This window comes from Pseudoflavonifractor capillosus (assembly GCF_016899775.1).
Lineage (GTDB): Bacteria > Bacillota > Clostridia > Oscillospirales > Oscillospiraceae > Lawsonibacter.
In genome coordinates, this window is record NZ_JACJJE010000051.1 from 1 (window position 1) to 22,150 (window position 22,150).

Genomic DNA, 22,150 nt, shown 5'->3' on the forward strand with positions numbered 1-22,150 from the left:
TTTTCCAAGAGGAAACCGTCCGGTTCACTCCCCGGCCGCCCTCGCGGACGACCTGTTTATATTACCACCGCTTCCTCACTTTGTCAAGCACTTTTTTCAAATCTTTTTCGATTTGTTTTCGTGCTCAACTCGCTCTGGAAGGGAGTTTTCCACTGCCCTCGCGGACAGCTTACGTAGGATACCACACACCATCCCCCTTGTCAAGCACTTTTTTCCTCTTTTTCGCGTTTTTTCTGCAAATTGCCCTCTCACCCCCTTTTGTCCGTGTGTGGCGCACATTTCTCCACGAAATTCTCTCTTGCACAACCACCGCAATTATGATACCCTTGAATCTATCCTTACGATACTATATTTAAATAGGAAAGAGGTCTTTCCCATGCCAATCAAAATTCCCGACTCTCTGCCCGCCACCGCCACTTTGGAGAGCGAAAATATCTTTGTCATGACAGAGTACCGGGCCATGCACCAGGACATCCGCCCGCTGAAGCTGCTAATCCTGAATCTGATGCCCACGAAGATCGTGACCGAAACCCAGCTGTTGCGGAAGCTGTCCAACTCCCCGCTGCAGGTACAGGTGGAGTTGCTCCACACCCTCAGCCACGTCTCTCAGAACACCGACGCGGAGCATCTGTCCTCCTTCTATACCTCCTTTGACCAGATCAAGGACCGGAATTACGACGGCATGATCATCACCGGAGCTCCGGTGGAAAACCTGGACTTCACCGACGTGGACTACTGGGACGAGCTGTGTCAGATCATGGACTGGACCACCACCCACGTCCACTCCACCCTCCACATCTGCTGGGGGGCGCAGGCCGGGCTTTACTACCACTATGGAATCCCCAAGTATAACCTGGGCAAAAAGCTCTTTGGCGTGTTCCCCCACACCATGGTCCGTCCCCAGTCCCCCCTGTTCCGGGGGTTTGACGACATTTTCTATGTTCCCCACTCCCGCTACACGGAAAACAAGCTGGAGGACATTCAAAAGGTGCCCGAGCTGGAGCTGCTGGCCGTCTCGGAGCAGGCCGGAGTATTTGCCGTCAAGAGTTCGGACAACCGCCGGTTCTTTATCACCGGCCATCCGGAGTACGACCCGGAGACCTTGGCCAGCGAGTATTTCCGGGACGTGAACAAGGGGATCGACATCAACATCCCGGACAACTACTTCCCCAACAATGACCCCAGCCAGCCCCCCGTGGTGCGCTGGCGTTCTGCGGGTCAGCTCTTCTACACCAACTGGCTCAATTATTATGTATATCAGACGACCCCCTATGATTTGAGAAATATCTCCGGCACATAATTTTCAGATATATGAACAGCAGCGGCAGGCCATCCCACGATCGGCCCGCCGCTGCTGTTCATTATATTATGAATCTGTCTTTCCGGCTCTCACCCCCTGACCGAAAACCGGCAGGCAAAATACACAGCGCTTTCCCAGCCCCCTCCTCCTTGAATTGAACCACAGTATTTACTTTAACAGCGTTTAAACAAACAATTTTCCCGGTGCGGCAGGTTCTGACTGTACCCTCGATTTTTCCACCAGCCCCCTCTTTCCTGCATGTTTTTCCCCCAGCGGGACAAACTACCTGCGAAGCCCAATTCGGAGGAGGTAAGAAACCGTGATTATTGATAAAATCGCCCTGGCCCTGCTGATCATCGGCGGTCTGAACTGGGGCAGCGTGGGGCTGTTCCAGTTCGACCTGGTGGCCTTCGCCTGCGGCGGATCGGCCAGCATGATCAGCCGGATCATCTATACCATCGTGGGCCTGTCCGCCGTGTGGTGCATCTCTCTGCTGTTCCGGGATATGTCGGACAAGAAAAACTGACCCGCGGACGGGGCGGAACCTTTCTGTTAGAAGGGCGGCTGGGATCTCGTATCCCAGCCGTCTTATTTTACATGTCATAATGTTCAAAAACCTGCTCTTTTGTTCAAAAGGGCCAGATTTTACAAAATAAAATTTCATTTTACATGTATTTAACATTGAGGCTGTTTCCAATTTTACATTGGCTTTTTATACTGGCAACCGTAATCCGAAGAAGAAACTACATAATCACTTCAATAAAGGAGAACGATGAAAATGAAAAAGTTTACCTGCGTTGGCCTGTCCATGGTCCTTGCCCTCGGCCTGCTGGCCGGCTGCGGCGGCAACGACGCCAGCACCAGCGAGCCCGATGGCTCCACCCCCGACGCTTCCGCCTCCACCACTGAGCTGAGCGGCTCTGTGGCCACCGACGGTTCTACCTCCATGGAGTCCGTCATCGGCGTGCTGGGCGAGCAGTTCATGGCCGATCACCCCGACGTGTCTGTTACTTATAACCCCACCGGCTCCGGCGCCGGCATCGAGGCCGTGACCAACGGCAGCTGCGACATCGGCCTGGCCTCCCGCGCCCTGAAGGACGAGGAGAAGGCCGGCGGCCTGACTGAGACTATCGTGGCTCTGGACGGCATCGCCATCATTGTCAACGCTGAGAATTCCGTCACCGACCTGACCCTGGAGCAGATCGCTCAGATCTACACCGGCGAGGTCACCGACTGGTCCGAGTTCGGCAGCGACGCCGGCGCCATCGCCGTCATCGGCCGTGAGTCCGGCTCCGGCACCCGCGACGGCTTCGAGTCCATCACCGGCACCGAGGACACCTGTGTGCTGGCCCAGGAGCTGAACTCCACCGGCGCCGTCATCGAGGCCGTGCGCACCACCCCCGGCGCCATCGGCTACGCCTCTCTGTCCGCTGTTGAGGGCCAGGAGGGCATCACCGTTCTGACCGTGGGCGGCGTGGCTCCCTCTGAGGAGACCGTTCTGGACGGCTCCTACGCCATTCAGCGTCCCTTCGTGTTCGCCACCCGTACCGACGAGGCCCTGTCCGACGCCGCTCAGGCCTTCTTTGACTGGGCTACCTCTGAGGACGCCAACTCCCTGATCGAGAGCGCTGGCGCTGTGCCCGTGGCCGGCACCGACGCCGCTTCCGCTGCCTAAGGGAAGCACCGAATCTGTGATACGCGGAGCAGCCGCCGTTCCACCCTGGGGCGGCGGCCGCTTGTGTGAATTGAGAATTGAAGGAGGGGGCCGCGGGTCCCCGCGTTAGAAGGAGAATACTATGGAATACGAAACTGTGGGCGCCGCCGTGGACGGGTCCGCCGTGGGACAGCCCAAATATAAGGTGAAGGCCAAGCGCAAGCCGCTGGAGGTCTTCATGAACGCCCTGTTTTTCCTGTGCGGCATGGTGGCCGTGGCCTTTGTGCTCATCATCAGCATCTATCTGGTGATCTCCGGCCTGCCCGCCATCCTGGAAATCGGCCCCATCAATTTCCTGTTCGGGACCCGCTGGTACGCCTCTACCGGGGACTTCGGCATCTTCGCCATCATCCTCACCTCCATCGCCGGTACGGCCGGTGCCATTCTGATCGGCGTGCCCATCGGCCTGATGACCGCCATTTTCCTGGCCAAGGTGGCCAACCCCAAGCTGGCCAAGGTGGTCCATACCGCTGTGGAGCTGCTGGCCGGCATCCCCTCGGTGGTGTACGGCCTGGTGGGTATGATCCTGCTGGTCCCCGCCATCCGGGTGGCCTTCGGCCTCCCCTCCGGCGCCACGCTGCTGGCCGCTATCATCGTTCTGTCCATTATGATCCTGCCCTCCATCATCTCCGTGTCGGAGACCGCCCTGCGGGCGGTGCCCCGGGAGTATGAAGAGGCCTCCCTGGCCCTGGGCGCCACCCACATCGAGACGGTGTTCCGGGTGACCGTCCCCGCCGCCCGCAGCGGCATCGCCACCGCCATCGTCTTGGGCATCGGCCGCGCCATCGGCGAGGCCATGGCCATCATCATGGTGGCGGGCAATGTGGCCAATATGCCCGGCCTGCTCACCCCGGTGCGCTTCCTCACCACCGCCATCGCCTCGGAGATGTCCTACGCCTCCGTGGGCTCCCTGCACCGCAACGCCCTGTTCTCCATCGGCCTGGTGCTGTTCCTGTTCATTATGATGATCAACGTCTTCCTGAACGTGTTCATCAAAAACAAAAAGGAGGGCTGAGCCATGGAAAGCAAGACACTCTCTCCCAGCCGCCGCCTCTATGACCGGGGCCTGCGGGCTCTGCTGTACCTGTGCGGCTTCCTCACCTGCGCCCTGCTGGTGCTGATCATCGGCTATATCTTCTTCCGGGGCATCCCCCACATCAGCCTCAGCCTGCTGACCACCGAGTCCAGCTACATCAACGACACCATCGGCATCCTGCCCAATATCCTGAACACCATCTACCTGGTCGCCCTGGCCATGGTGATTGTGCTGCCCCTGGGCGTGGGCGCCGCCATCTACCTGACCGAGTATGCCACCAACCGCAAGCTGGTATCCATGATCGAGTTCGCCACCGAGACCCTCACCGGCATCCCCTCCATCATCTTCGGCCTGGTGGGCATGCTGTTCTTCATCCAGCTGGTGGGCTGGCAGACCGGCGTGCTGGCCGGCGGCCTGACCCTGGTAGTGATGATCCTGCCCACCATCGTCCGCACCACTCAGGAGTCCCTGAAGACGGTGCCCCAGTCCTACCGGGAGGGCTCCCTGGCCCTGGGCGCCGGCAAGTGGCACATGATCCGCACCGTGGTGCTGCCCAATGCCATCGACGGCATCGTCACCGGCTGCATCCTGGCCGTGGGCCGTATCGTGGGCGAGTCCGCCGCCCTGCTGTATACCGCCGGTTTCGGCCTGGTGCTCAACAACTTCTTCTCTTCGTTGGAGTCCTCCTCCGCCAGCCTGACCGTAGCCCTGTACGTCTATGCCAGCGAGCGTGGCGAGACCGACGTGGCCTTCGCCATCGCCACCATCCTGATGGTGCTGACCCTGGTCATCAACCTGTCCGCCAGCCTGGTGGGCCGCAAGCTCAAGAAATAATTCGGAATAGGGAGAATCAGAATATGTCCACCATCATTGAAGCCAAGAATTTAAATCTGTGGTACGGGGCCCACCACGCCCTCCACGATGTGAATATCGAGATCCCCGAGCACGAAATCACCGCCCTCATCGGCCCCTCCGGCTGCGGCAAGTCCACCTTCCTGAAGACCCTCAACCGCATGAACGACCTGGTGGAGGGCATCCGCATCGAGGGGGAGATCAACTACGGCGGTCAGAACATCTACGACCCCGGCGTGGACACCACCTGGCTGCGCAAGCAGATCGGCATGGTGTTCCAGAAGGCCAATCCCTTCCCCATGTCCATCTATGACAACGTGGCCTACGGTCCCCGCACCCACGGCATCCGCAGCAAGGTAAAGCTGGACGAGATCGTGGAGGAGTCCCTGCGGGGGGCCGCCATCTGGGACGAGGTGAAGGACCGCCTGAAGAAGTCCGCTCTGGGCCTGTCCGGCGGCCAGCAGCAGCGCCTGTGCATCGCCCGGGCCCTGGCCGTCAAGCCGGACGTCCTGCTCATGGACGAGTCCACCTCCGCGCTGGACCCTATCTCCACTTCTAAGATCGAAGATCTTGCCGCCGAGCTGAAAAAGGATTATACTATCATCATGGTCACCCACAACATGCAGCAGGCCGCCCGTATTTCCGACAAAACCGCCTTCTTCCTGCTGGGAGAGCTGGTGGAGTTCGGCGACACCGAGCAGATGTTCTCCATGCCCAAGAACAAGAAGACGGAAGACTACATCACCGGGAGGTTCGGATAATGCGGGACAAATTCAACGAACAGCTGGAGCAGCTGAATGTAGAGCTCATCCGGATGGGCGCACTGTGCGAGGAGGGTATCTCCGCCGCCACCAAGGCCCTGCTGGATCAGGACGACGATCTTCGGGAATCCGCCATGGCGGCCGAGCGGGAGATCGATCAGAAGGAGCGGGACATTGAAAACCTGTGCATGAAGCTGCTGCTGCAGCAGCAGCCGGTGGCCAGTGACCTGCGTGCCATTTCGGCGGCCCTGAAGATGATCTCCGATATGGAGCGCATCGGCGACCAGGCCGCGGACATCGCCGAGATCACCCGCTTCATTGCCGACAGTCCCCTCACCAGCCGGGTGTCCATTGCGGAGATGGCCCGCAGCGTCATCGGCATGGTCACCGACAGCATTGACTCCTATGTGCGCAAAAACCTGGAGCTGGCCCAGAGCGTGGTCCGCAAGGACGACGAGATCGACGAGCTGTTCCTGAACGTGAAGAACGAGCTGATCCGCCTCATCGGCCAGGGGGACGACGGCGAGGTGTGCATCGACCTGCTGATGATCGCCAAGTACCTGGAGCGCATCGGCGACCATGCGGTGAACATCGCCCAGTGGGTGGAGTACTCCCTCACCGGACAGCACAGCGAGGACTAATCAAATATATTTTAGGAGCGGACGGACGACGCCCGCTCCTTCTCAATCAGATACATGTAAGGGGTTGAAACGCCGTGATCTATATACTGGAGGACGACGCCAGCATCCGGAAGCTGGTGGTCTACACCATCCAAAGCCAGGGCATGGAGGCCGAGGGCTTCGAGCGCCCGTCCCAGTTCTGGGAGGCGCTGGAGCAGAAGACACCGGAGCTGGTCCTGTTGGACATCATGCTGCCGGAGGAGGACGGGCTCCAGGTGCTCAAGCGCCTGCGCTCCCTGCCGGCCACCAAGGGCGTGCCTATTATCATGCTCACCGCCAAAAGCACCGAGTATGACAAGGTGCTGGGCCTGGATGAGGGGGCCGACGACTATGTGGCCAAGCCCTTCGGCATGATGGAGCTGATGGCCCGCATCCGGGCCGCCCTGCGCCACGGCGGGCAGGAGGCCCCCAAGGAAAAGACCTACTCCCTGGGTTCCCTCTTTGTGGACCCGGCCCGGCACATCGTCCGGGACGGGGACCGGGAGGTCACCCTGACCCTGAAGGAGTTTCAGGTGCTCTGCCTCCTGCTGGAGCGGGCGGGCACCGTCTTTACCCGGGACCAGCTGCTCAACACCATCTGGGGCTATGAGTTCGACGGGGCCAGCCGCACGGTGGATGTGCACATCCGCACCCTGCGGCAGAAGCTGGGACACTCTGGGGACTGCATCGAGACGGTGCGGGGCATCGGTTATAAGATCAGCACAGACCTTTCAGCGGGCACGGCCCGGAACGAATAAGGAGCGGACATGACGGCAAAACTCTTTCGTACTTCCATGGCAGTGGCAGTATCGGTGATGGTACTGTCCATTGCCCTCTTTATGGGGATGCTGTACCAGTATTTCAGCGACCAGATGATGACCGAGCTGGAGAGCGAGACCTGGCTGGTGTCCCGCGGGGTGGAGCTGGACGGCATGGATTACCTCAACGGCCTGCACACCACCAGCCGGGTGACCTGGGTGGCCGCCGACGGCACAGTCCTCTACGACAATGAGGCGGACGCCTCCACCATGGAGAACCACGCCGACCGGGAGGAGATCCGGGAGGCCCTGACCTCTGAGACGGGCACCGCCCAGCGCTTCTCCTCCACTCTGTCGGAGCAGACCCTGTATGTCACCCAGCGGCTCTCCGACGGGACGGTGATCCGTCTGGCCAGCGCCCAGAAGACGGTGGGGCTGCTGCTCATCTCCATGATCCAGCCCATTTTGATCATCCTGGTTCTGTCTCTGCTGCTCTCGGCGGTGCTGGCCTCCCGGCTGTCCAAGGGGCTGATCAAGCCGATTCTGAGCCTGGATCTGGAGCACCCGGAGGACTGTGAGACCTACGACGAGCTCACCCCCCTCCTCTCCCGCCTGAAGCGGCAGAACGACACCATCCAGCAGCAGATGAATCTGCTCAAGCAGCGGCAGACCGAGTTTGCCGCCCTCACCGACAACATGTCCGAGGGCTTTCTGCTTCTGGACCGGCAGGGCCACGTGCTCTCCCACAACTCGGGCGCTCTGCGCCTGCTGGGCGTGGAGGAGCCGGAGGGCGAAGTCAATGTGCTGGTGCTCAACCGGGAGGAGCCCTTCCGCCAGGCGGTGGACGAGGCCCTCTCGGGCAAGCGCAGCCAGCAGATGCTCCATCTGAACGGCCGGTACTGCAAACTGCTGGCCAACCCGGTGCTGGCCGACGGAAAACCCGCCGGCGCGGTGCTGGTGCTTCTGGATGTGACCGAGCAGGAACAGCGGGACGAGCTGCGGCGGGAGTTCACCGCCAATGTCTCCCACGAGCTGAAAACCCCCCTCACCTCCATCTCCGGCATCGCAGAGATCATGCAGAGCGGCATGGTCAAGCCCGAGGACATCCAGAGCTTTGCCGGCGACATCTACCAGGAGGCCCAGCGCCTCATCGCCCTGGTGGAGGACATCATCCGCCTCTCCCGGCTGGACGAGGGGGCCGAGAGCCTGGAGCGGGAGCCGGTGAATCTCCTCTCCGTCGCCCAGGACGTGGCCCGGCGGCTGGACTCCGCCGCCCAGAAGGCCGGAGTCACTCTGAAGGTGATGGGCCTGTCGGTGGAGGTGCGCGGCATCCCCAGCGTGCTGGACGAGATGGTGTACAACCTGTGTGACAACGCCATCAAGTACAACCATCCGGGCGGCACCGTCAATGTGACGGTGGCCCCCGCCGACGACGGGTCGGCCGAGGTCACCGTGGAAGACACCGGCATCGGCATTCCGGTGGAGGACCAGTCCCGGGTGTTCGAGCGGTTCTACCGGGTGGACAAGAGCCACTCCAAGGAGATCGGCGGCACCGGGCTGGGTCTGTCTATTGTGAAGCACGGGGCCTCCCTCCACGGAGCCCAGATCCACATGGACAGCCAGGTGGGCCGGGGGACCTCCGTCCAGCTGCTGTTCCCGCACCATGAATAAAGCGCTGTGAAAGCGGGCATCCTGCCAACAACGGGCCGCCGGACCACTGTCCGGCGGCCCTGATTTTTGCAGCATGGGAGGATTGCTGATGAAAAAGAGAGCTGCGCTCTTATGCGCCGCGGCGCTGGCCCTGGCCGCCCTGACCGGCTGCTCCGGCAGGGAGCCGGAGCGTACGGCGGAGGAGTGGACCGACCTGTACGTCCAGGCCATCACAAACCACGGCGGCGAAATGGTGGAGTACAACCCGGTAATCAGCCGATTTGATCCGGAGGACGGGACCTCCGCGCTGGCTCTGGAGTCTCTGGGGCTGGCGGAGGAGGACGTGGAGGCCTTCGGAGCCAGCGTATCCGTGATGAACACCCAGGCATACGCCATCGCCGCCGTCCAGCCGGTACAGGGCAAAACGGACGCGGTGCGGGAGGCCCTCCAGGGCTATGTGGACCGGCAGCAGAGCAGCTTTGAGTTCTACCTGCCCGACCAGTACCAGGTGGCTCAGGAGGCCCAGCTGGAGACCTTGGAGGACGGCACCGTCCTGCTGGTCATGTGCCAGGACGGCGATGCGGTGTTTGAGGCCATCCGCGGGGAGTTGGAGCGCGCTTAATCGGCGGACTCACAAAACAGAAGGGCGCGGCCAAATGGCCGCGCCCTTTGAAATTTTCCCTGTATTGCCAGAACCATGGCCTTTTCTATTATTCCGTTCGCTCCAGCAGGCGCTCTCCCGCCACATGGATGTCCCCCGCGCCCACGGTGAGGAGCAGGTCCCCCGGCTGTGCCAGCTGGGCCAGGCGGTCGGTCACATCCTCCAGGGTGGGACAGTACTCCGCTCTGGGAATGCGGTCGGCCAGGTCTTTGGAGGAGATCCCTAGGGTGTCCGTCTCCCGGGCTGCAAAGATCTCCGCCAGGAGCACCTTGTCCGGCAGTTTGAGCACCTCCACAAAGTCGTCAAAGAGCTCCTTGGTCCGGGAGTAGGTGTGGGGCTGGAAGGCACAGACCACCCGGTCGTACCCCAGGGTTTTCACGGTGGACAGCAGGGCCCGCAGCTCCCCGGGGTGGTGGGCATAGTCGTCATAGAGCACCGCCCCGTGGTACTCCCCTTTCCGCTCAAAGCGGCGGCCCGCCCCGGTAAAGGCGTGGAGCCCCTCCTGAATGGCGGCAAAGGGCACCCTCAGCTGGAGGGCGGCCCCGGCGGCCGCCAGGGCGTTGCGCACATTGTGGACCCCCGGGACCCGGAGAGTAATCCGGCCCAGGTCCTCTCCCCGGTAGATCAGGTCGAAGGAGCCCACCCCCTTCTCATAGGTGAGACCGGCCGCGTGGATATCTCCCTGTTCCAGCCCAAAGGTGAGCATGGGCTTTCCCAGGTCCTTCAGGGCATCCATGGTATTTTTGTCGTCCCCGTCGGCAATGACCATGCCGCCCTCCGGCACCAGCTGGGCAAAGCGGCGGAAGGAGTGCTTCACATCCTCCAGGTCCTTGAAAAAGTCCAGATGGTCCGCGTCCACATTCAGGATCACCGCCACGGTGGGGAAAAAGGAGAGGAAGGAGTTGCAGTACTCGCAGGACTCCAGAATGATGGTGTCCCCCTTTCCCACCCGGTGTCCCGCCCCCAGAGCGGGGAGGGTGCCCCCGATCATCACCGTGGGGTCCCGCTGGGCGGCCAGAAAAATTTGGGTGCACATGGAGGTGGTGGTGGTCTTTCCGTGGGTGCCCGCCACACACAGGGCGTTCTGATAGTGGCGCATAATGGCCCCCCAGGCCTCCGCCCGCTCAAAGACCGGGATGCCGGCGGCGTGGGCGGCGGCGATCTCCGGGTTGTCGTCGTGGACGGCGGCGGTGCGGATGACACAGCCCGCCCCCTGGACGCTCTCCCCCCTGTGGCCGATGACCACCGGGATGCCCAGGGCGCGCAGATGCTCCACCGACTCGCTGTCGTTCATGTCCGAGCCGGTAATCTTTACGCCCGCCCCGTGGAGCACCTCGGCCAGGGGGGACATGGACACGCCGCCGATGCCCACCAGATGGGCGTGGGCACCGGGGCGGATATATGCATGGATGTCAGGCTTCATTCAGACACACCTCAAACACAAATCATTTTGTTTCTTCATTATAGTACACCGCAGGCAGGAGAACAAGAGCAAAATCCAGCCGTTCCTTCTGCGCGGTAGGATGATTTACACAGGCCGTCACGTTCTGTATGGCTGATTTGGTCCCCATGTTAATCTGCGTTGCTTGCGGCAACGGGCTGTTTTTCGTACAATAGAGCTGACAAGAAAGGAGCGTATCCCCATGCTGAACGAAAATATCAGAGCGATCCGGAAATCAAAAGGTCTTTCCCAGGAGGAGCTGGCCATCAAGCTGAACGTGGTGCGGCAGACGATCTCAAAATGGGAACAGGGATTGTCGGTCCCTGATTCCGACATGCTGCTTGCCATATCAGAGGCGCTTGAGACGCCTGTGAGCACGCTGCTCGGCGAAACGGTTGCCGAGACGAAGGCCGAGGACCTGAGCGCGATCTCCCAGAGGCTGGAGGTCATCAACCTGCAGCTGGCGCGGCGGAAGGACATGCATCGGAAAATACTCCGCTGTGCGTGCATTGCACTGTGCGGGGCGGTCATACTCATTTTCGCGGCCTTATTTGTGTGGAACAGTCCATACTTAAGCTGGGATTACAGCGACCCTGAAACCGCTGTTGTCGGAGTACTCTTTCACGCCTTTGAGTGGCTGTTTGTCCGGCTGGCTCCTCTTGTCTTTGTGGGAGCCGTCGCCGGAATCTGTTTGACACAAAAGCGATCGTGAGGCCGTTTCCCATTCCTTCCGCAGTTCAATCCTCGAATTCCGGCCAGAGTGGGTTCCATTTTCCGTCAGTCTCCCCAAAATACCGGCCTCTCAATCCGGCAAGCAGGAAGAAAGCCCGATCGCAGATCGGGCTTTCTTCCTAAAGAGGAGAAATTCAATCAGAAAATGTCAAATCAGTGATGATGTAGCCGAACATGCAGTCCCGGGCGGCCAGGGTCACCTGGAACTTTCGCAGATCGCTGCCGTCCTCCAGGGACTTCAGGGCTCCGTTCATCACGACGGGGCCGCTGCTCAGATAGATGGGCGGCTCCACCGTCACCTGGGAGAGCCCCTCGTCGCCCCGGGCCAGACGGTAGGTTCCGTCCGAGGCGCGGTAGGAGATGCGCTCAGAAATAGGGGCGGGGATCTCCGGCAGAGTGGCTACATCGGGGTAGAGGGCCGCCGCGTAGTCCTGAACCACCTCACTGGGAAGGATCAGGGTGTCGTCGGTGAGCTCCGAGCGCTCATCCATCTCTCCATACAGGCTGAGCATATAGTAGAGACTGGTCCACAGGAACTCCGGGTCCTCCGGGTCGTAATCCAGGTGGTTCTCCGTCATGGCCATCACCAGGGCGTGGACGGCGGGATACATAGACTGGGAGGCGTCCGCCTGGGCGGGAGCGCTCCCCTGGGCTGTCTCGGTGGTCACCTCGGGAAGCGGCTCCTGCTGGGACTGGGCAAAGGCCGCGCCGCCCAGAGAGGCGGTCAGCAGGGCGATCAGTGTCAGGGATAGGATCAGCTTTTTCACAGCAGGACCCTCCTTTCCTCGGTTTCTGGAACCAGTATATCACGGAACGCCGTCAGTCTCTTGTCAAACTGATGACATAAAAATGAAAAAACGGTTACAAAAAGCTGCGTCCACGCGGTGGTTTCAGACGAATAGCCGCAAGAAATGAAGAATCCGGCAGAAACGCTTGCACGTCCAGGGTCCTATGCCAGGGAGAACGAGCAGGGCGGGCGGTCCCCATGAAGGAACCGCCCGCCCAAATCAGTTCAAATGATTGGGAGCAATACTTACAGTCCCAGCTTCTGAGACACAAAGTCGTCCACACAGGCCAGGGCGTTATCCAGCTTAGAAATATCTGTACCGCCGCCCATGGCGCTGTCGGGCTTGCCGCCGCCTTTGCCGCCGCAGATGGCGGTGACCGCCTTAATGATGTCGCCGGCCTTGATGCCCTTGGCCACGGCCTCCTTGCCGCACACGGCCAGGAAGGTGATCTTCTCCCCGTTGACGGTGGCCAGAACGCCCACGCCGTTGGGGGCCTTGTCCCGGAGCAGGTCGCCCATCTGGCGCAGCTTGTTGGCGTCCGCCTCGTTGACGGTGGCGGTGAGCACCTTCAGATCGCCCACGGACCGGGCGCCGAACAGGATGCGCTCCGTCTCACCGGCGGACTCCTTGGCCTTGAAGCGCTCCACCGCCTGGTGCAGGGCCTTCAGGTCGCTCATGGCCTGCTCCGCCTTCTCCCGCAGCTCACCGGGCTTTGCCTTCAGCACAGCGGCGGCCTGGAACAGCAGCTCCTGGTTCCGGTTCATCACCTCCAGGGACTTCAGGCCCGTGGTGGCCTCGATGCGGCGCACGCCGCTGGCCACGGAGAACTCGCTGCTGATGTGGAACACGCCCACCTTGGCGGTGTTGTCCAGGTGGGTGCCGCCGCAGAACTCCACAGAGTAGCCGCCCATATCCACCACACGGACCTGGTCGCCGTACTTCTCCCCAAAGAGGGCGGTAGCCCCGGTCTGCTTGGCCTCCTCGATACCCATGACCTTGGTATCCACGGAGTAGCCCTCCAGGATGGACTCGTTCACAATACGGCTTACCTCACTCAGCTCCTCAGCGGTCATGGCGGAGAAGTGGGTGAAGTCAAAGCGCAGGTAGTCGGGCTCCACCAGAGATCCGGCCTGGTGCACATGGCTGCCCAGCACGGTCTGCAGGGCCTTGTGGAGCAGGTGGGTGGCGGTGTGGGCCCGGCGGACGGCGTTCCGGCGGGGCACGTCGATCTGGGCGGAGACGGTGTCCCCCAGCTTCAGAGTGCCCTCGGTGACCTTGCCGTAGTGCATATACTTGCCGCCCTTGTTCTTCTGCACGTCGGTGACGGTAAACAGGCAGCCGTTTTCGCCGCTCTTGGCGATGACGCCGTGGTCGGCCACCTGGCCGCCCATCTCCGCGTAGAAGGGGGTCTTGTCCAGCACCACAATGCCCTCTACCCCGGGCATGAGCTCCTCGGCCTGCTCATTCTCCACCACCAGGGCCACCACCTTGGCGCCGGTGATGGAGTTGTTCTCATAGCCCATAAACTCGGTCTCGGGCACATCCTTGCCGAACTCCACGCCGGCCCAGCCCAGGTCGCCCAGGGCCTCCCGGGCCTTCCGGGCCCGCTGGCGCTGCTCCTCCATAAGAGAATGGAAGGCCTTCTCGTCCAGGGTCATGCCCTGCTCCTCCACCATCTCCAGGGTCAGATCCATGGGGAAGCCGTAGGTGTCGTACAGCTTGAAAGCGTCCTCGCCGGAGAAGACCTTCTCCCCCTTCTCCTGGTGCTGGGCGAGCATGTCGTTGAAAATTCTCAGGCCGCCGTCGATGGTCTTGGCGAAGTTCTCCTCCTCCACCCGGATGACCTTGGTGATATAGTCCTGGCGCTCCCGCAGCTCGGGGTAGTGGCCCTCGTTCTCGTGGATGACGGTGTCACACACCTTGTACAGGAAGGGCTCGTTCACCCCCAGCAGCTTGCCGTGGCGGGCGGCCCGGCGCAGCAGGCGGCGCAGCACATAGCCCCGGCCCTCGTTGGAGGGGAGCACCCCGTCGCAGATCATAAAGGTGGCGGAGCGGATGTGGTCGGTGATGACCCGCAGGGACACGTCCACACCGTGGCTCTGGCCGTAGGAGGCCCCGGTGAGCTCGGTGACCTTGTGGGTGATGTTCATCACCGTGTCCACGTCAAACAGGGAGGGCACCTTCTGGCACACGCAGGCCAGGCGCTCCAGGCCCATGCCGGTGTCGATGTTCTTCTGCTTGAGCTCAGTGTAGTGGCCCTCGCCGTCGTTGTCGAACTGGGAGAAGACGATGTTCCACACCTCGATATACCGGTCGCAGTCGCAGCCCACGGTACAGCCGGGCTTGCCGCAGCCCCACTCGGGGCCCCGGTCGTAGTAGATCTCGGAGCAGGGGCCGCAGGGGCCGGAGCCGTGCTCCCAGAAGTTGTCCTCCTTGCCGAACTTGAAGATGCGCTCGGCGGGGATGCCAATCTCCTCGTTCCAGATGCGGAACGCCTCGTCGTCGGCGGGGGTGGTCTCATTGCCGGCAAAGACGGAGGGGTAGAGCCGGTCCGGGTCCAGGCCCACCCACTCGGGGGAGGTGAGGAACTCCCAGGCCCAGTGGATGGCGTCCTTTTTGAAGTAGTCCCCGAAGGAGAAGTTGCCCAGCATCTCGAAATAAGTGCCGTGGCGGGCGGTCTTGCCGATGTTCTCAATGTCGCCGGTGCGGATGCACTTCTGACAGGTGCATACCCGGTGGCGGGGGGGCTCCTGCTCCCCGGTGAACCAGGGCTTCATGGGGGCCATGCCGCTGTTGATGAGCAGCAGGGACGCGTCATTCTGAGGAATCAGAGAGAAGCTGGGGAGACGCAGGTGCTCCTTGGTCTCAAAAAATTTCAGGAACATCTCCCGCAGCTCGTTCAATCCAAAAGGTTTCGGGTCTCGCATAATCAATTACCTCCCAAATATCGATCTTTTTCTTGTGTAACTATATTGATGAGCCCGGCTTTTCCCGGGCCTCCGGCGGCTTATCCCCCGAACAGCCCGCTCAGGTTGCCGGTCAGATTGGAGAAGCTCCAGCCGGAGGTCTGGACCCCGGCGGACAGGCCGATGAGCTCCATATCGGGGTCAAAGGCCAGATTGATGGCCACATCCTCCTCCGAGAAGTTGCACAGGAAGCGGGCGATGCCGTGTTCCTCCCCCTCGGTGCTGCCGATGGTGTCCGCCTTCTCAATGCCCTCGTAGGTCCCGGCCTCCTGGGTCTCGGACTCGATCAGCTCCTGAACGCTCTCCACAGTCAGGTTCGCCCGGATGTCCTCCCGGAACTCCCCATAGACCGCCTCATATTCCCCGTCCAGAAGCTGGTTCAAAATCTCCTCTCCGGCGGCCAGAACGGTCTCCTGATCCATGCTCGCGGGCAGGGGCTCCGTCTCCTCCTGGGCGGAACAGCCCGCCAGAAGCATCAGGGCCAGCGCCGCGGCCGTGAGCATACAGAGTTTCTTCATGTTGTTTTTCCTCCTTCAAATACCCTTATACCATCAGCTCTGCCACAGAGTACAGAGCCGCGCGCCCCGCCAGGATCACCCGGTCCCCCTCCAGACGGCAGTACAGGGTGCCGCCCCGGGGGGATGCCTGCCGGGCCGTCAGCTCGCTCTTTCCCAGCTTCGCCGCCCAGTAGGGCACGATGTGGCAGTGGCCGGAGCCGCACACCGGGTCCTCGGGCACCTCCATCTTGGGGGCGAAGGTGCGGGAGATGCAGTCAAACTCCGTCCCCGTCCCCGGGGCGGTGACCTGCATCAGCGCCCCCTTCAGTGCCCTCACCTTGTCCAGGTCGGGCTTCATCTGAATGACCTGCTGGGGGTCGTCAAAGACGCACACCAGATCTCTGGCCCGCCAGACCTCCTTCGGCCGGGCCCCAAGCGCCTCGGTGATGGCGTCGGTGACCTCCAGGGGCTTGAGCGCGTAGGCGGGGAAGTCCATGGAGTAGAGCTCCCCCTCCCGCTTCACGGTCAGCAGGCCGCTGAGGGTCTGAAACCGCAGCTCCGCCACATCCGGGTCCACAAACCGGCTGATGGCATAGGCGGCCGCCAGGGTGGCGTGGCCGCACAGGTCGATCTCGCCCCCGGGGGTGAACCAGCGTAGCCGCCAGTCCTCCCCCTCCCGGACGGCAAAGGCCGTCTCGGACAGGTTGTTTTCCCGGGTAATGGCCATCATCTGCTCCTCGCTGGGCCAGGACTCCGGCAGGCACACCGCCGCCGGGTTTCCCTCAAATACGCGGTCGGCAAAGGCGTCCACCACATACTGCTTCATCACTTGCGTCTCCTTCCTTTTCCAACGAAAACGCCCCTGAACCAGGTTCCATCCAGAACCCGGTTCAGGGGCGAAAGCAAGTCTTCCACGGTACCACCCTGATGATCCCCAGACGGGGACCCCTCGTTGTCATCCGCAGTAACGGGGATGAGCCGTCCCGGTCCTCCCGGGCCGCTCCGGAGTGGCCCGCGCCCCGGTCCCGGCCGAGGGCTCTCACCATCCCCTCTCGCTGACAGCCAACCGCGGCGCTTTGCTCCATCAAGGCGTTTAACAGAGTTATTTTATCATAGTTTTCTCCCTTGTCAAGGGGCACATTTCCTCTTTTCCGCCCCTGGATTTCAAGAAATCAATATCAGCCGTCCTCCGATCTTTCTTGCCGCCCGTTTCGGGTTATAGTATAATGAGGAAAAACAGGTTCTTGCCATCCATTCAGACAGATTTCAGGTTGAACCCGTATAATGCCCATACACCAACCAAAGAACAGGAGGCGCAGTGATGCGGATCTTAATTGTAGAGGACGAGACGCGTCTGGCAGAGACCCTGCGGCAGCTGCTGGAGGACCAGCGCTATCAGGTGGACACCGTATACGACGGGGCGGACGGAGTGGATTACGGACTGGCGGGCCAGTACGACCTGATTATTTTGGATGTGATGCTCCCAAAGGTGGACGGGTTCCAGGTGGCCCAGCGGCTGCGGGCGGCCCACGTGTCCACCCCCATTCTGATGCTCACCGCCCGGGACGATGTGAGCGACAAAATCAGCGGCCTGGACTGCGGGGCGGACGACTACATGACCAAGCCCTTTGACACCGGCGAGCTCATGGCCCGGGTGCGGGCCCTCACCCGGCGGCAGGGGGAGGTCTTGAGCGACGTGCTCACGGTGAACGACCTGAGCCTGGACTGCACCTCCCGCCTGCTGTCGGCGGGGGAGCGGTCGGTGCGGCTGGGCTTCAAGGAGTTTGAGGTGCTCCGCCTGCTCATGGTGAACAACGGGAACGTGGTCACCAAGGAGACCCTGATCTCCAAGATCTGGGGGCTGGACTCCGAGGCGGAGGACAACAATGTGGAGGTCTATATCTCCTTCCTGCGGAAGAAGCTGGTCTTTCTCAACAGCCAGGTGTCCATCTCCACCGTGCGGAAGGTGGGGTACTTCCTGGATACGCCTCAGAAGTAATCGTTCCAACGAAAAAAGGGGGAGAGCGGCATGCTGCGCAGGCTGCGGCTGAAATTTATCCTCACCAATATGCTGCTGGTGACGGTGGTGCTGCTGGCTGTGTTCGGGGCCCTGATGATCTCCACAGCCCAGCAGCTGGAGCGGGAGAGCGCCGCCGCCATGAAGCTGGCCCTGCGCCAGGACGGCATCCCGCCCCAGCTGGAGCTTCACCTGCCCGACCAGGGCGGGGCGCGGGAGTGGCGCTGGGCCATTCCCGTGTTCTGCGTCACCATTGAGGCGGATGGAACCCTCACCCTGGAGGAAGGCAGCCAGGTCAAGGTCACAGAGGACACCCTGGCCCAGGCAGTCCAGGAGATCCAGGAGGCCCAGGCCCCGTCCGGCACCTTGCAGAATCTTGGTCTGCGGTTCCAGCAGGAGCAGCTCTCCGACGGACGGGTGCGCATCGCCTTCTCCGACCTCAGCTGGGAGCGGGCCTCCCTGGGACGGCTGATGGTCAATTCTCTGCTCATCGGCGGGGCGGCTCTGGCGGTGTTTTTCGCCATCAGCCTGTTTCTGGCCCGGCTGTCCCTGAAGCCGGTGGAGAGGGCCTGGACCCAGCAGCGGCAGTTTGTGGCTGACGCCTCCCACGAGCTGAAGACCCCCCTCACGGTGATTCTGGCCAACACCGGAATCATGGCCGCCCACCCGGACGCCACAGTGGCCTCCCAGCGCAAGTGGCTGGGCTACATCCAGGAGGAGGCCCAGCGGATGAAGGAGCTGGTGGAGGACATGCTCTTCCTGGCCAAGCACGACGGGGCGGAGCGGCCCAAGGACTCCCGCACGATCAATTTCAGCGACCTGGTCACCGGGTGCGTGCTGCGCTTTGAGTCGGTGGCCTTTGAGCGGCAGGTGGAACTGAACAGCCACATCCAGCCCGGCCTCTCCCTCTCCGGAGAGCCGGACAGTTTAGAGCGGCTGGTGATGATCCTGCTGGACAACGCGGTCAAGTACGCCGGGGAACAGGGCCGGGTGGATGTAGCCCTCTCCCGCCGGCAGGAGAGGGCGGTCCTCTCCGTGCGGAACACCGGCGAGCCCATCCCCCCGGAGCACCTGGAGCACCTGTTTGAGCGGTTCTACCGGGTGGACGGCTCCCGCAGCCGGAAGGAGGGAGGCTACGGCCTGGGGCTGGCTATCGCCCACACCATCGCCCAGTCCCACCGGGGCCAGATCGAGGTCCGCAGCAGCCGGGAGGAGGGCACTGTCTTTACCGTCACCCTCCCCCACGGTCGGATGGAGGGCAAATTCCCCGTCTTTTAAATCCGCTTGAAACGCACAGGCCCCGCCCCACAGCGCGTCTCCGCGCGTGAGGCGGGGTCTCATTTTATCTTCGGCGTTTCAAGGGCTGGGTCAACTCTCCCGCTGCCGCACCAGTTCGATGGCCTCCTTGCCGGACAGATGCTCCACTTCCATCTCCAGCATGCACAGGGGCGCCCACTCCCGGTCAATGGCACTATCCCGGTTCTCCCTGCTGTCGGCGGGGGCGTACTTCACCGCCAGCTTCTCGATGGCGGCGCGCTTCTCCCCGTCCTCCTCCAAAATCCGGACGGTGCCGAAGGCGATGACGCTGCGGAAGTAGGTGGTGTACTCCTCCGGGACAATGTGATCCTGGTCGATGACACAGAAGGAGGCCCTGGGGCAGCTCCGAATGGCGTCCACCTTGTGGCCCGATTTGGCGGAGTGGAAGTAAATCTTCCCGTCCGCGTACACATAGCTGAGGGGGACGGCGTAGGGCCAACCTCCGTCGCCGGACAGGGCCAGCACCCCGGAGGTTCCCCGCTCCAAGACTGCCCGGCACTCCTCCGGGGACAGGGCCTGCTTGAAGCGGCGCAAGGGACGAAACATAGACATTGCTCCTCTCATCTCCCCGTTCCTGCCGGAAACGGGGCGCTAATTTCAAAATCGCAGCGGACCGGAACAGGGGCCGGGGTCCTCCAGGGAAACCGGGCGGCCGGAGCAGTTCCAGCCGCCCAGTTTTTTACGTTACTGGGGTAAATTTACTCATTCGCCTGAATCTGCCCCAGAATCTCCCCAATGGGTCCGGTGAGCACCAGGTCGGCCCTCCGGTCATAGGGGGTGGGGGTCTTGTTGATGAGGACCAGCCGGTCCCCCCGGTAGTAGTTGATGAGCCCGGCGGCGGGGTAGACCACCAGGGAGGTCCCCCCGATGATGAGCAGGTCGGCCTGCCGCAGATCGGCCACAGCTCCCTCCAGCACATGGGCGTCCAGGCTCTCCTCATAGAGGACCACCTCCGGCTTTACGATCCCGCCGCAGGCGCACCGGGGCACCCCCTCGCACTCTGCCAGAAATTCAGTGGGGTATGGCTTTCCGCACTTCATGCACCGGTTGCGCAGCACCGAGCCGTGGAGCTCCCACACCCGCTGGGACCCGGCCTCCTGGTGTAGGCCGTCGATGTTCTGGGTGATGACGCTGCGCAGCTTTCCCGCCGCCTCCAGCTCAGCCAGCTTCTTGTGGGCGGCGTTGGGCTTGGCCCCGGGATTGAGCATCTTGTCCCGGTAGAAGCGGAAAAACTCCTCCGGATGTGCGTCAAAGAAGCTGCGGCTGAGCATGGTCTCCGGGGGAAACTTGTAGTGCTGATTGTAGAGGCCGTCGGGGCTCCGGAAATCCTTAATTCCTGATTCGGTGCTCACTCCCGCACCGCCGAAAAAGACAATGTTATGGCTCTGGTCAATCCAGCTCTGAAGGGTCTCCAGCTCGCTCATACGGGGACCGCCTCCCCTGTCTCCGCTCCGCTCTGGAGCTGGGCCCGGTTCTGGGCGGTGAGCAGGCGCTCCCGCTCCCAGTCCAGCTGCCCCTGCTTCTCCTCCAGGTTCTCCCGCTCGTCCCGCAGGCGGACAATGAGCCGCTCCACCCGCTGGGTCACCGCCTCCACCTGCTCCTGAGCCTCCCGGATGCGGCTCTGAACAAACAGGTCGGCAAACAGACCGTCAAAGAAGTAGTCGGCAAAGACGGCAAAGTCCCCCAGTTCCACATCGGGCACCTGCTCCGAGGACACATCGGCCAGCTCCGTGCGGAAGCGGCTCAGGGCCCGGCGAGCCTCATATGCGGCGTCCTGGGCGTCGTCCAGGCAGCCGTGCTTGGCAAAGGTGGCCATGATGCCGCCCCCCACCATATCCCAGACGCCCCAGTTCTCCGCGCCGCTCAGGTCGCCGCTCATCTCCTCCAGGGCCCGCTGGGCGGCCAGACCGGCCTGGATGGCCTCCTGGATCTCCCGCAGCTCCCCGGCGGTGTGCTCCTGCTCCTGGGCCAGCTGGCCCAGCCGCTGAGACTGAGCGCCCCCCTGGCTGCGCAGCACCGCCTCCTTTTCATCCAGCAGGGCCTGGTACTGTTTCTCCAGTCCCTGCAGGCTCTCCTTCTCCTGCGCAAAGTCCCGGAGCCGCCGGTCCAAATCCTCCAGGTCCCACTTAGCCGCGTCGTACCGGGCCTTGGCCATGGCGGCCTCCCGGCGCTCCTCCGCCTTCCGGCTCTCCAGATCCCCCTGGATTCTGGCCAGGAAGGACACCAGGGACATGCGCTCCAGCTCCTCCACGTCCCCCTGCTCTTTCTCCAAAATCGCCCGGGCCTCCTCCTCCGCCCGACGGCGGCGGACGCTCTGCTCCTTCAGGTCCTGGAGGATCACATCCAGCTTTCGGGACCGCTCCATTTTCTGTCGGGCGCGCTCCAGCTCCCGGTCAATCTCCTGTATGTTCCGCATGTGTTTTACCGCTCCTCTCACAGCTCTCCTGCTGATCTCGCGCTGTTTCCAGCACTTTTCCATTCTTCCGCCCTTCATTATACCATCCGTCTTGTCCTTTTTCCACAAAAATTCCGGCCAGCCGGCATATTTTTCAAGGAGCGGGTCATACTGGTCCTATCGGTTTTGGGAGGAGGTGCGCCCATGAGCGCAAAAAAGACCGGACAGCAGACGGCGGTACTGGCCTCGCCCCCCACAATCCTCTGCGCCGGCAATGTGGTAGGCCGCATGGAGGGGGAGGGCCCTCTGGCCGCCTGCTTTGACTATGTCGACCAGGACGACACCTTTGGGGAGGCCACCTGGGAGCAGTCCGAGCGGGCCATGCAGCAGAAGGCTCTGGCCCTTGCGCTCCAAAAAGGGGGGCTCACCGTCCAGCAGCTGGACTATCTGTTCGCCGGCGACCTGCTCAACCAGTGCGTCAGCTCCTCTTACGCGGCCCGGGAGCAGAAAATCCCCTTCTTCGGCCTGTACGGGGCCTGTTCTACCTTCGGCGAGGGGCTGATTTTGGCGTCCATGGCCCTGGACGGGGGCTTTGGGGAGCGGGCG

The 22,150-nt window shown here is 62.2% G+C and carries 22 protein-coding genes; 14 read left to right on the plus strand and 8 right to left on the minus strand.

Annotated elements, in window-relative coordinates; translation table 11 throughout:
• The first annotated feature begins 376 nt into the window (after positions 1-376).
• From metA to H6B31_RS13360, 10 genes are all read left to right on the plus strand, one after another.
• Entirely contained in the window at positions 377-1,300 is a 924-nt protein-coding gene (metA, locus tag H6B31_RS13315) for a homoserine O-acetyltransferase MetA (protein ID WP_204898961.1), read from the plus strand.
• Positions 1,301-1,622: 322 nt separating this feature from the next.
• A complete protein-coding gene (locus H6B31_RS13320; protein WP_087292420.1) occupies positions 1,623-1,826 on the plus strand; it encodes a DUF378 domain-containing protein in 204 nt (67 codons plus the stop codon).
• 252 nt (positions 1,827-2,078) lie between these two features.
• Positions 2,079-2,975 (plus strand): phosphate ABC transporter substrate-binding protein, encoded by an 897-nt coding sequence (locus H6B31_RS13325; protein ID WP_204898962.1) that lies wholly within the window; start codon positions 2,079-2,081, stop codon positions 2,973-2,975.
• A gap of 121 nt (positions 2,976-3,096) precedes the next feature.
• A complete protein-coding gene (gene pstC / locus H6B31_RS13330; RefSeq protein ID WP_087292409.1) occupies positions 3,097-4,029 on the plus strand; it encodes a phosphate ABC transporter permease subunit PstC in 933 nt (310 codons plus the stop codon).
• Between the two features lie 3 nt (positions 4,030-4,032).
• The gene (gene pstA / locus H6B31_RS13335; RefSeq protein WP_204898963.1) at positions 4,033-4,884 is read left to right on the plus strand and encodes a phosphate ABC transporter permease PstA; all 852 of its coding nucleotides are present in this window, start codon (positions 4,033-4,035) and stop codon (positions 4,882-4,884) included.
• Between the two features lie 23 nt (positions 4,885-4,907).
• A complete protein-coding gene (pstB, locus tag H6B31_RS13340) occupies positions 4,908-5,663 on the plus strand; it encodes a phosphate ABC transporter ATP-binding protein PstB (RefSeq protein WP_207752341.1) in 756 nt (251 codons plus the stop codon).
• The gene (gene phoU, locus H6B31_RS13345) at positions 5,663-6,304 is read left to right on the plus strand and encodes a phosphate signaling complex protein PhoU (protein ID WP_087292402.1); all 642 of its coding nucleotides are present in this window, start codon (positions 5,663-5,665) and stop codon (positions 6,302-6,304) included. The genes pstB and phoU overlap by 1 nt, the downstream gene beginning before the upstream one ends.
• 74 nt (positions 6,305-6,378) lie before the next feature.
• Positions 6,379-7,080 (plus strand): response regulator transcription factor, encoded by a 702-nt coding sequence (locus tag H6B31_RS13350; protein WP_087292399.1) that lies wholly within the window; start codon positions 6,379-6,381, stop codon positions 7,078-7,080.
• A 36-nt stretch (positions 7,081-7,116) separates the two neighbouring features.
• Entirely contained in the window at positions 7,117-8,751 is a 1,635-nt protein-coding gene (locus H6B31_RS13355; protein WP_243419054.1) for a sensor histidine kinase, read from the plus strand.
• A gap of 88 nt (positions 8,752-8,839) precedes the next feature.
• The gene (locus tag H6B31_RS13360) at positions 8,840-9,352 is read left to right on the plus strand and encodes a DUF4358 domain-containing protein (RefSeq protein ID WP_204898965.1); all 513 of its coding nucleotides are present in this window, start codon (positions 8,840-8,842) and stop codon (positions 9,350-9,352) included.
• A gap of 88 nt (positions 9,353-9,440) precedes the next feature.
• On the opposite strand, the gene murC is transcribed toward H6B31_RS13360, so the two are convergent.
• Positions 9,441-10,814, minus strand: a complete 1,374-nt coding sequence (gene murC / locus H6B31_RS13365) for a UDP-N-acetylmuramate--L-alanine ligase (RefSeq protein ID WP_204898966.1) — start codon at positions 10,812-10,814, stop codon at positions 9,441-9,443.
• Positions 10,815-11,034: 220 nt separating this feature from the next.
• Here murC and H6B31_RS13370 point away from each other — a divergent pair, with 220 nt between their 5' ends.
• The gene (locus H6B31_RS13370) at positions 11,035-11,544 is read left to right on the plus strand and encodes a helix-turn-helix domain-containing protein (RefSeq protein WP_204898967.1); all 510 of its coding nucleotides are present in this window, start codon (positions 11,035-11,037) and stop codon (positions 11,542-11,544) included.
• A 154-nt stretch (positions 11,545-11,698) separates the two neighbouring features.
• Here H6B31_RS13370 and H6B31_RS13375 read toward each other — a convergent pair whose 3' ends face one another.
• The 4 genes from H6B31_RS13375 to H6B31_RS13390 form a co-directional block, all read right to left on the minus strand.
• Entirely contained in the window at positions 11,699-12,331 is a 633-nt protein-coding gene (locus H6B31_RS13375) for a hypothetical protein (RefSeq protein WP_204898968.1), read from the minus strand.
• Positions 12,332-12,597: 266 nt separating this feature from the next.
• On the minus strand, positions 12,598-15,279 hold the full coding sequence (gene alaS, locus H6B31_RS13380) for an alanine--tRNA ligase (RefSeq protein ID WP_204898969.1): 2,682 nt from the start codon (positions 15,277-15,279) through the stop codon (positions 12,598-12,600).
• 80 nt (positions 15,280-15,359) lie between these two features.
• Entirely contained in the window at positions 15,360-15,836 is a 477-nt protein-coding gene (locus tag H6B31_RS13385) for a DUF3887 domain-containing protein (protein ID WP_204898970.1), read from the minus strand.
• A 25-nt stretch (positions 15,837-15,861) separates the two neighbouring features.
• Positions 15,862-16,641 (minus strand): PhzF family protein, encoded by a 780-nt coding sequence (locus H6B31_RS13390; protein WP_204898971.1) that lies wholly within the window; start codon positions 16,639-16,641, stop codon positions 15,862-15,864.
• Positions 16,642-17,136: 495 nt separating this feature from the next.
• Between H6B31_RS13390 and H6B31_RS13395 the strand changes: the two genes are divergently transcribed.
• Complete coding sequence (locus H6B31_RS13395; RefSeq protein WP_204898972.1) at positions 17,137-17,814, plus strand: response regulator transcription factor; 678 nt, start codon at positions 17,137-17,139, stop codon at positions 17,812-17,814.
• Between the two features lie 30 nt (positions 17,815-17,844).
• Positions 17,845-19,110 (plus strand): sensor histidine kinase, encoded by a 1,266-nt coding sequence (locus H6B31_RS13400; RefSeq protein ID WP_204898973.1) that lies wholly within the window; start codon positions 17,845-17,847, stop codon positions 19,108-19,110.
• 90 nt (positions 19,111-19,200) lie between these two features.
• On the opposite strand, the gene H6B31_RS13405 is transcribed toward H6B31_RS13400, so the two are convergent.
• From H6B31_RS13405 to H6B31_RS13415, 3 genes are all read right to left on the minus strand, one after another.
• Positions 19,201-19,695, minus strand: a complete 495-nt coding sequence (locus tag H6B31_RS13405) for a pyridoxamine 5'-phosphate oxidase family protein (RefSeq protein ID WP_204898974.1) — start codon at positions 19,693-19,695, stop codon at positions 19,201-19,203.
• 152 nt (positions 19,696-19,847) lie between these two features.
• Entirely contained in the window at positions 19,848-20,573 is a 726-nt protein-coding gene (locus tag H6B31_RS13410; protein ID WP_204898975.1) for an NAD-dependent protein deacylase, read from the minus strand.
• Entirely contained in the window at positions 20,570-21,565 is a 996-nt protein-coding gene (locus tag H6B31_RS13415; protein ID WP_204898976.1) for a hypothetical protein, read from the minus strand. Before H6B31_RS13415 ends, H6B31_RS13410 begins: the two co-directional genes overlap by 4 nt.
• Before the next feature lie 183 nt (positions 21,566-21,748).
• Between H6B31_RS13415 and H6B31_RS13420 the strand changes: the two genes are divergently transcribed.
• The coding region (locus H6B31_RS13420; protein ID WP_510186751.1) for a beta-ketoacyl-[acyl-carrier-protein] synthase family protein at positions 21,749-22,150 on the plus strand (402 nt) is incomplete at its 3' end.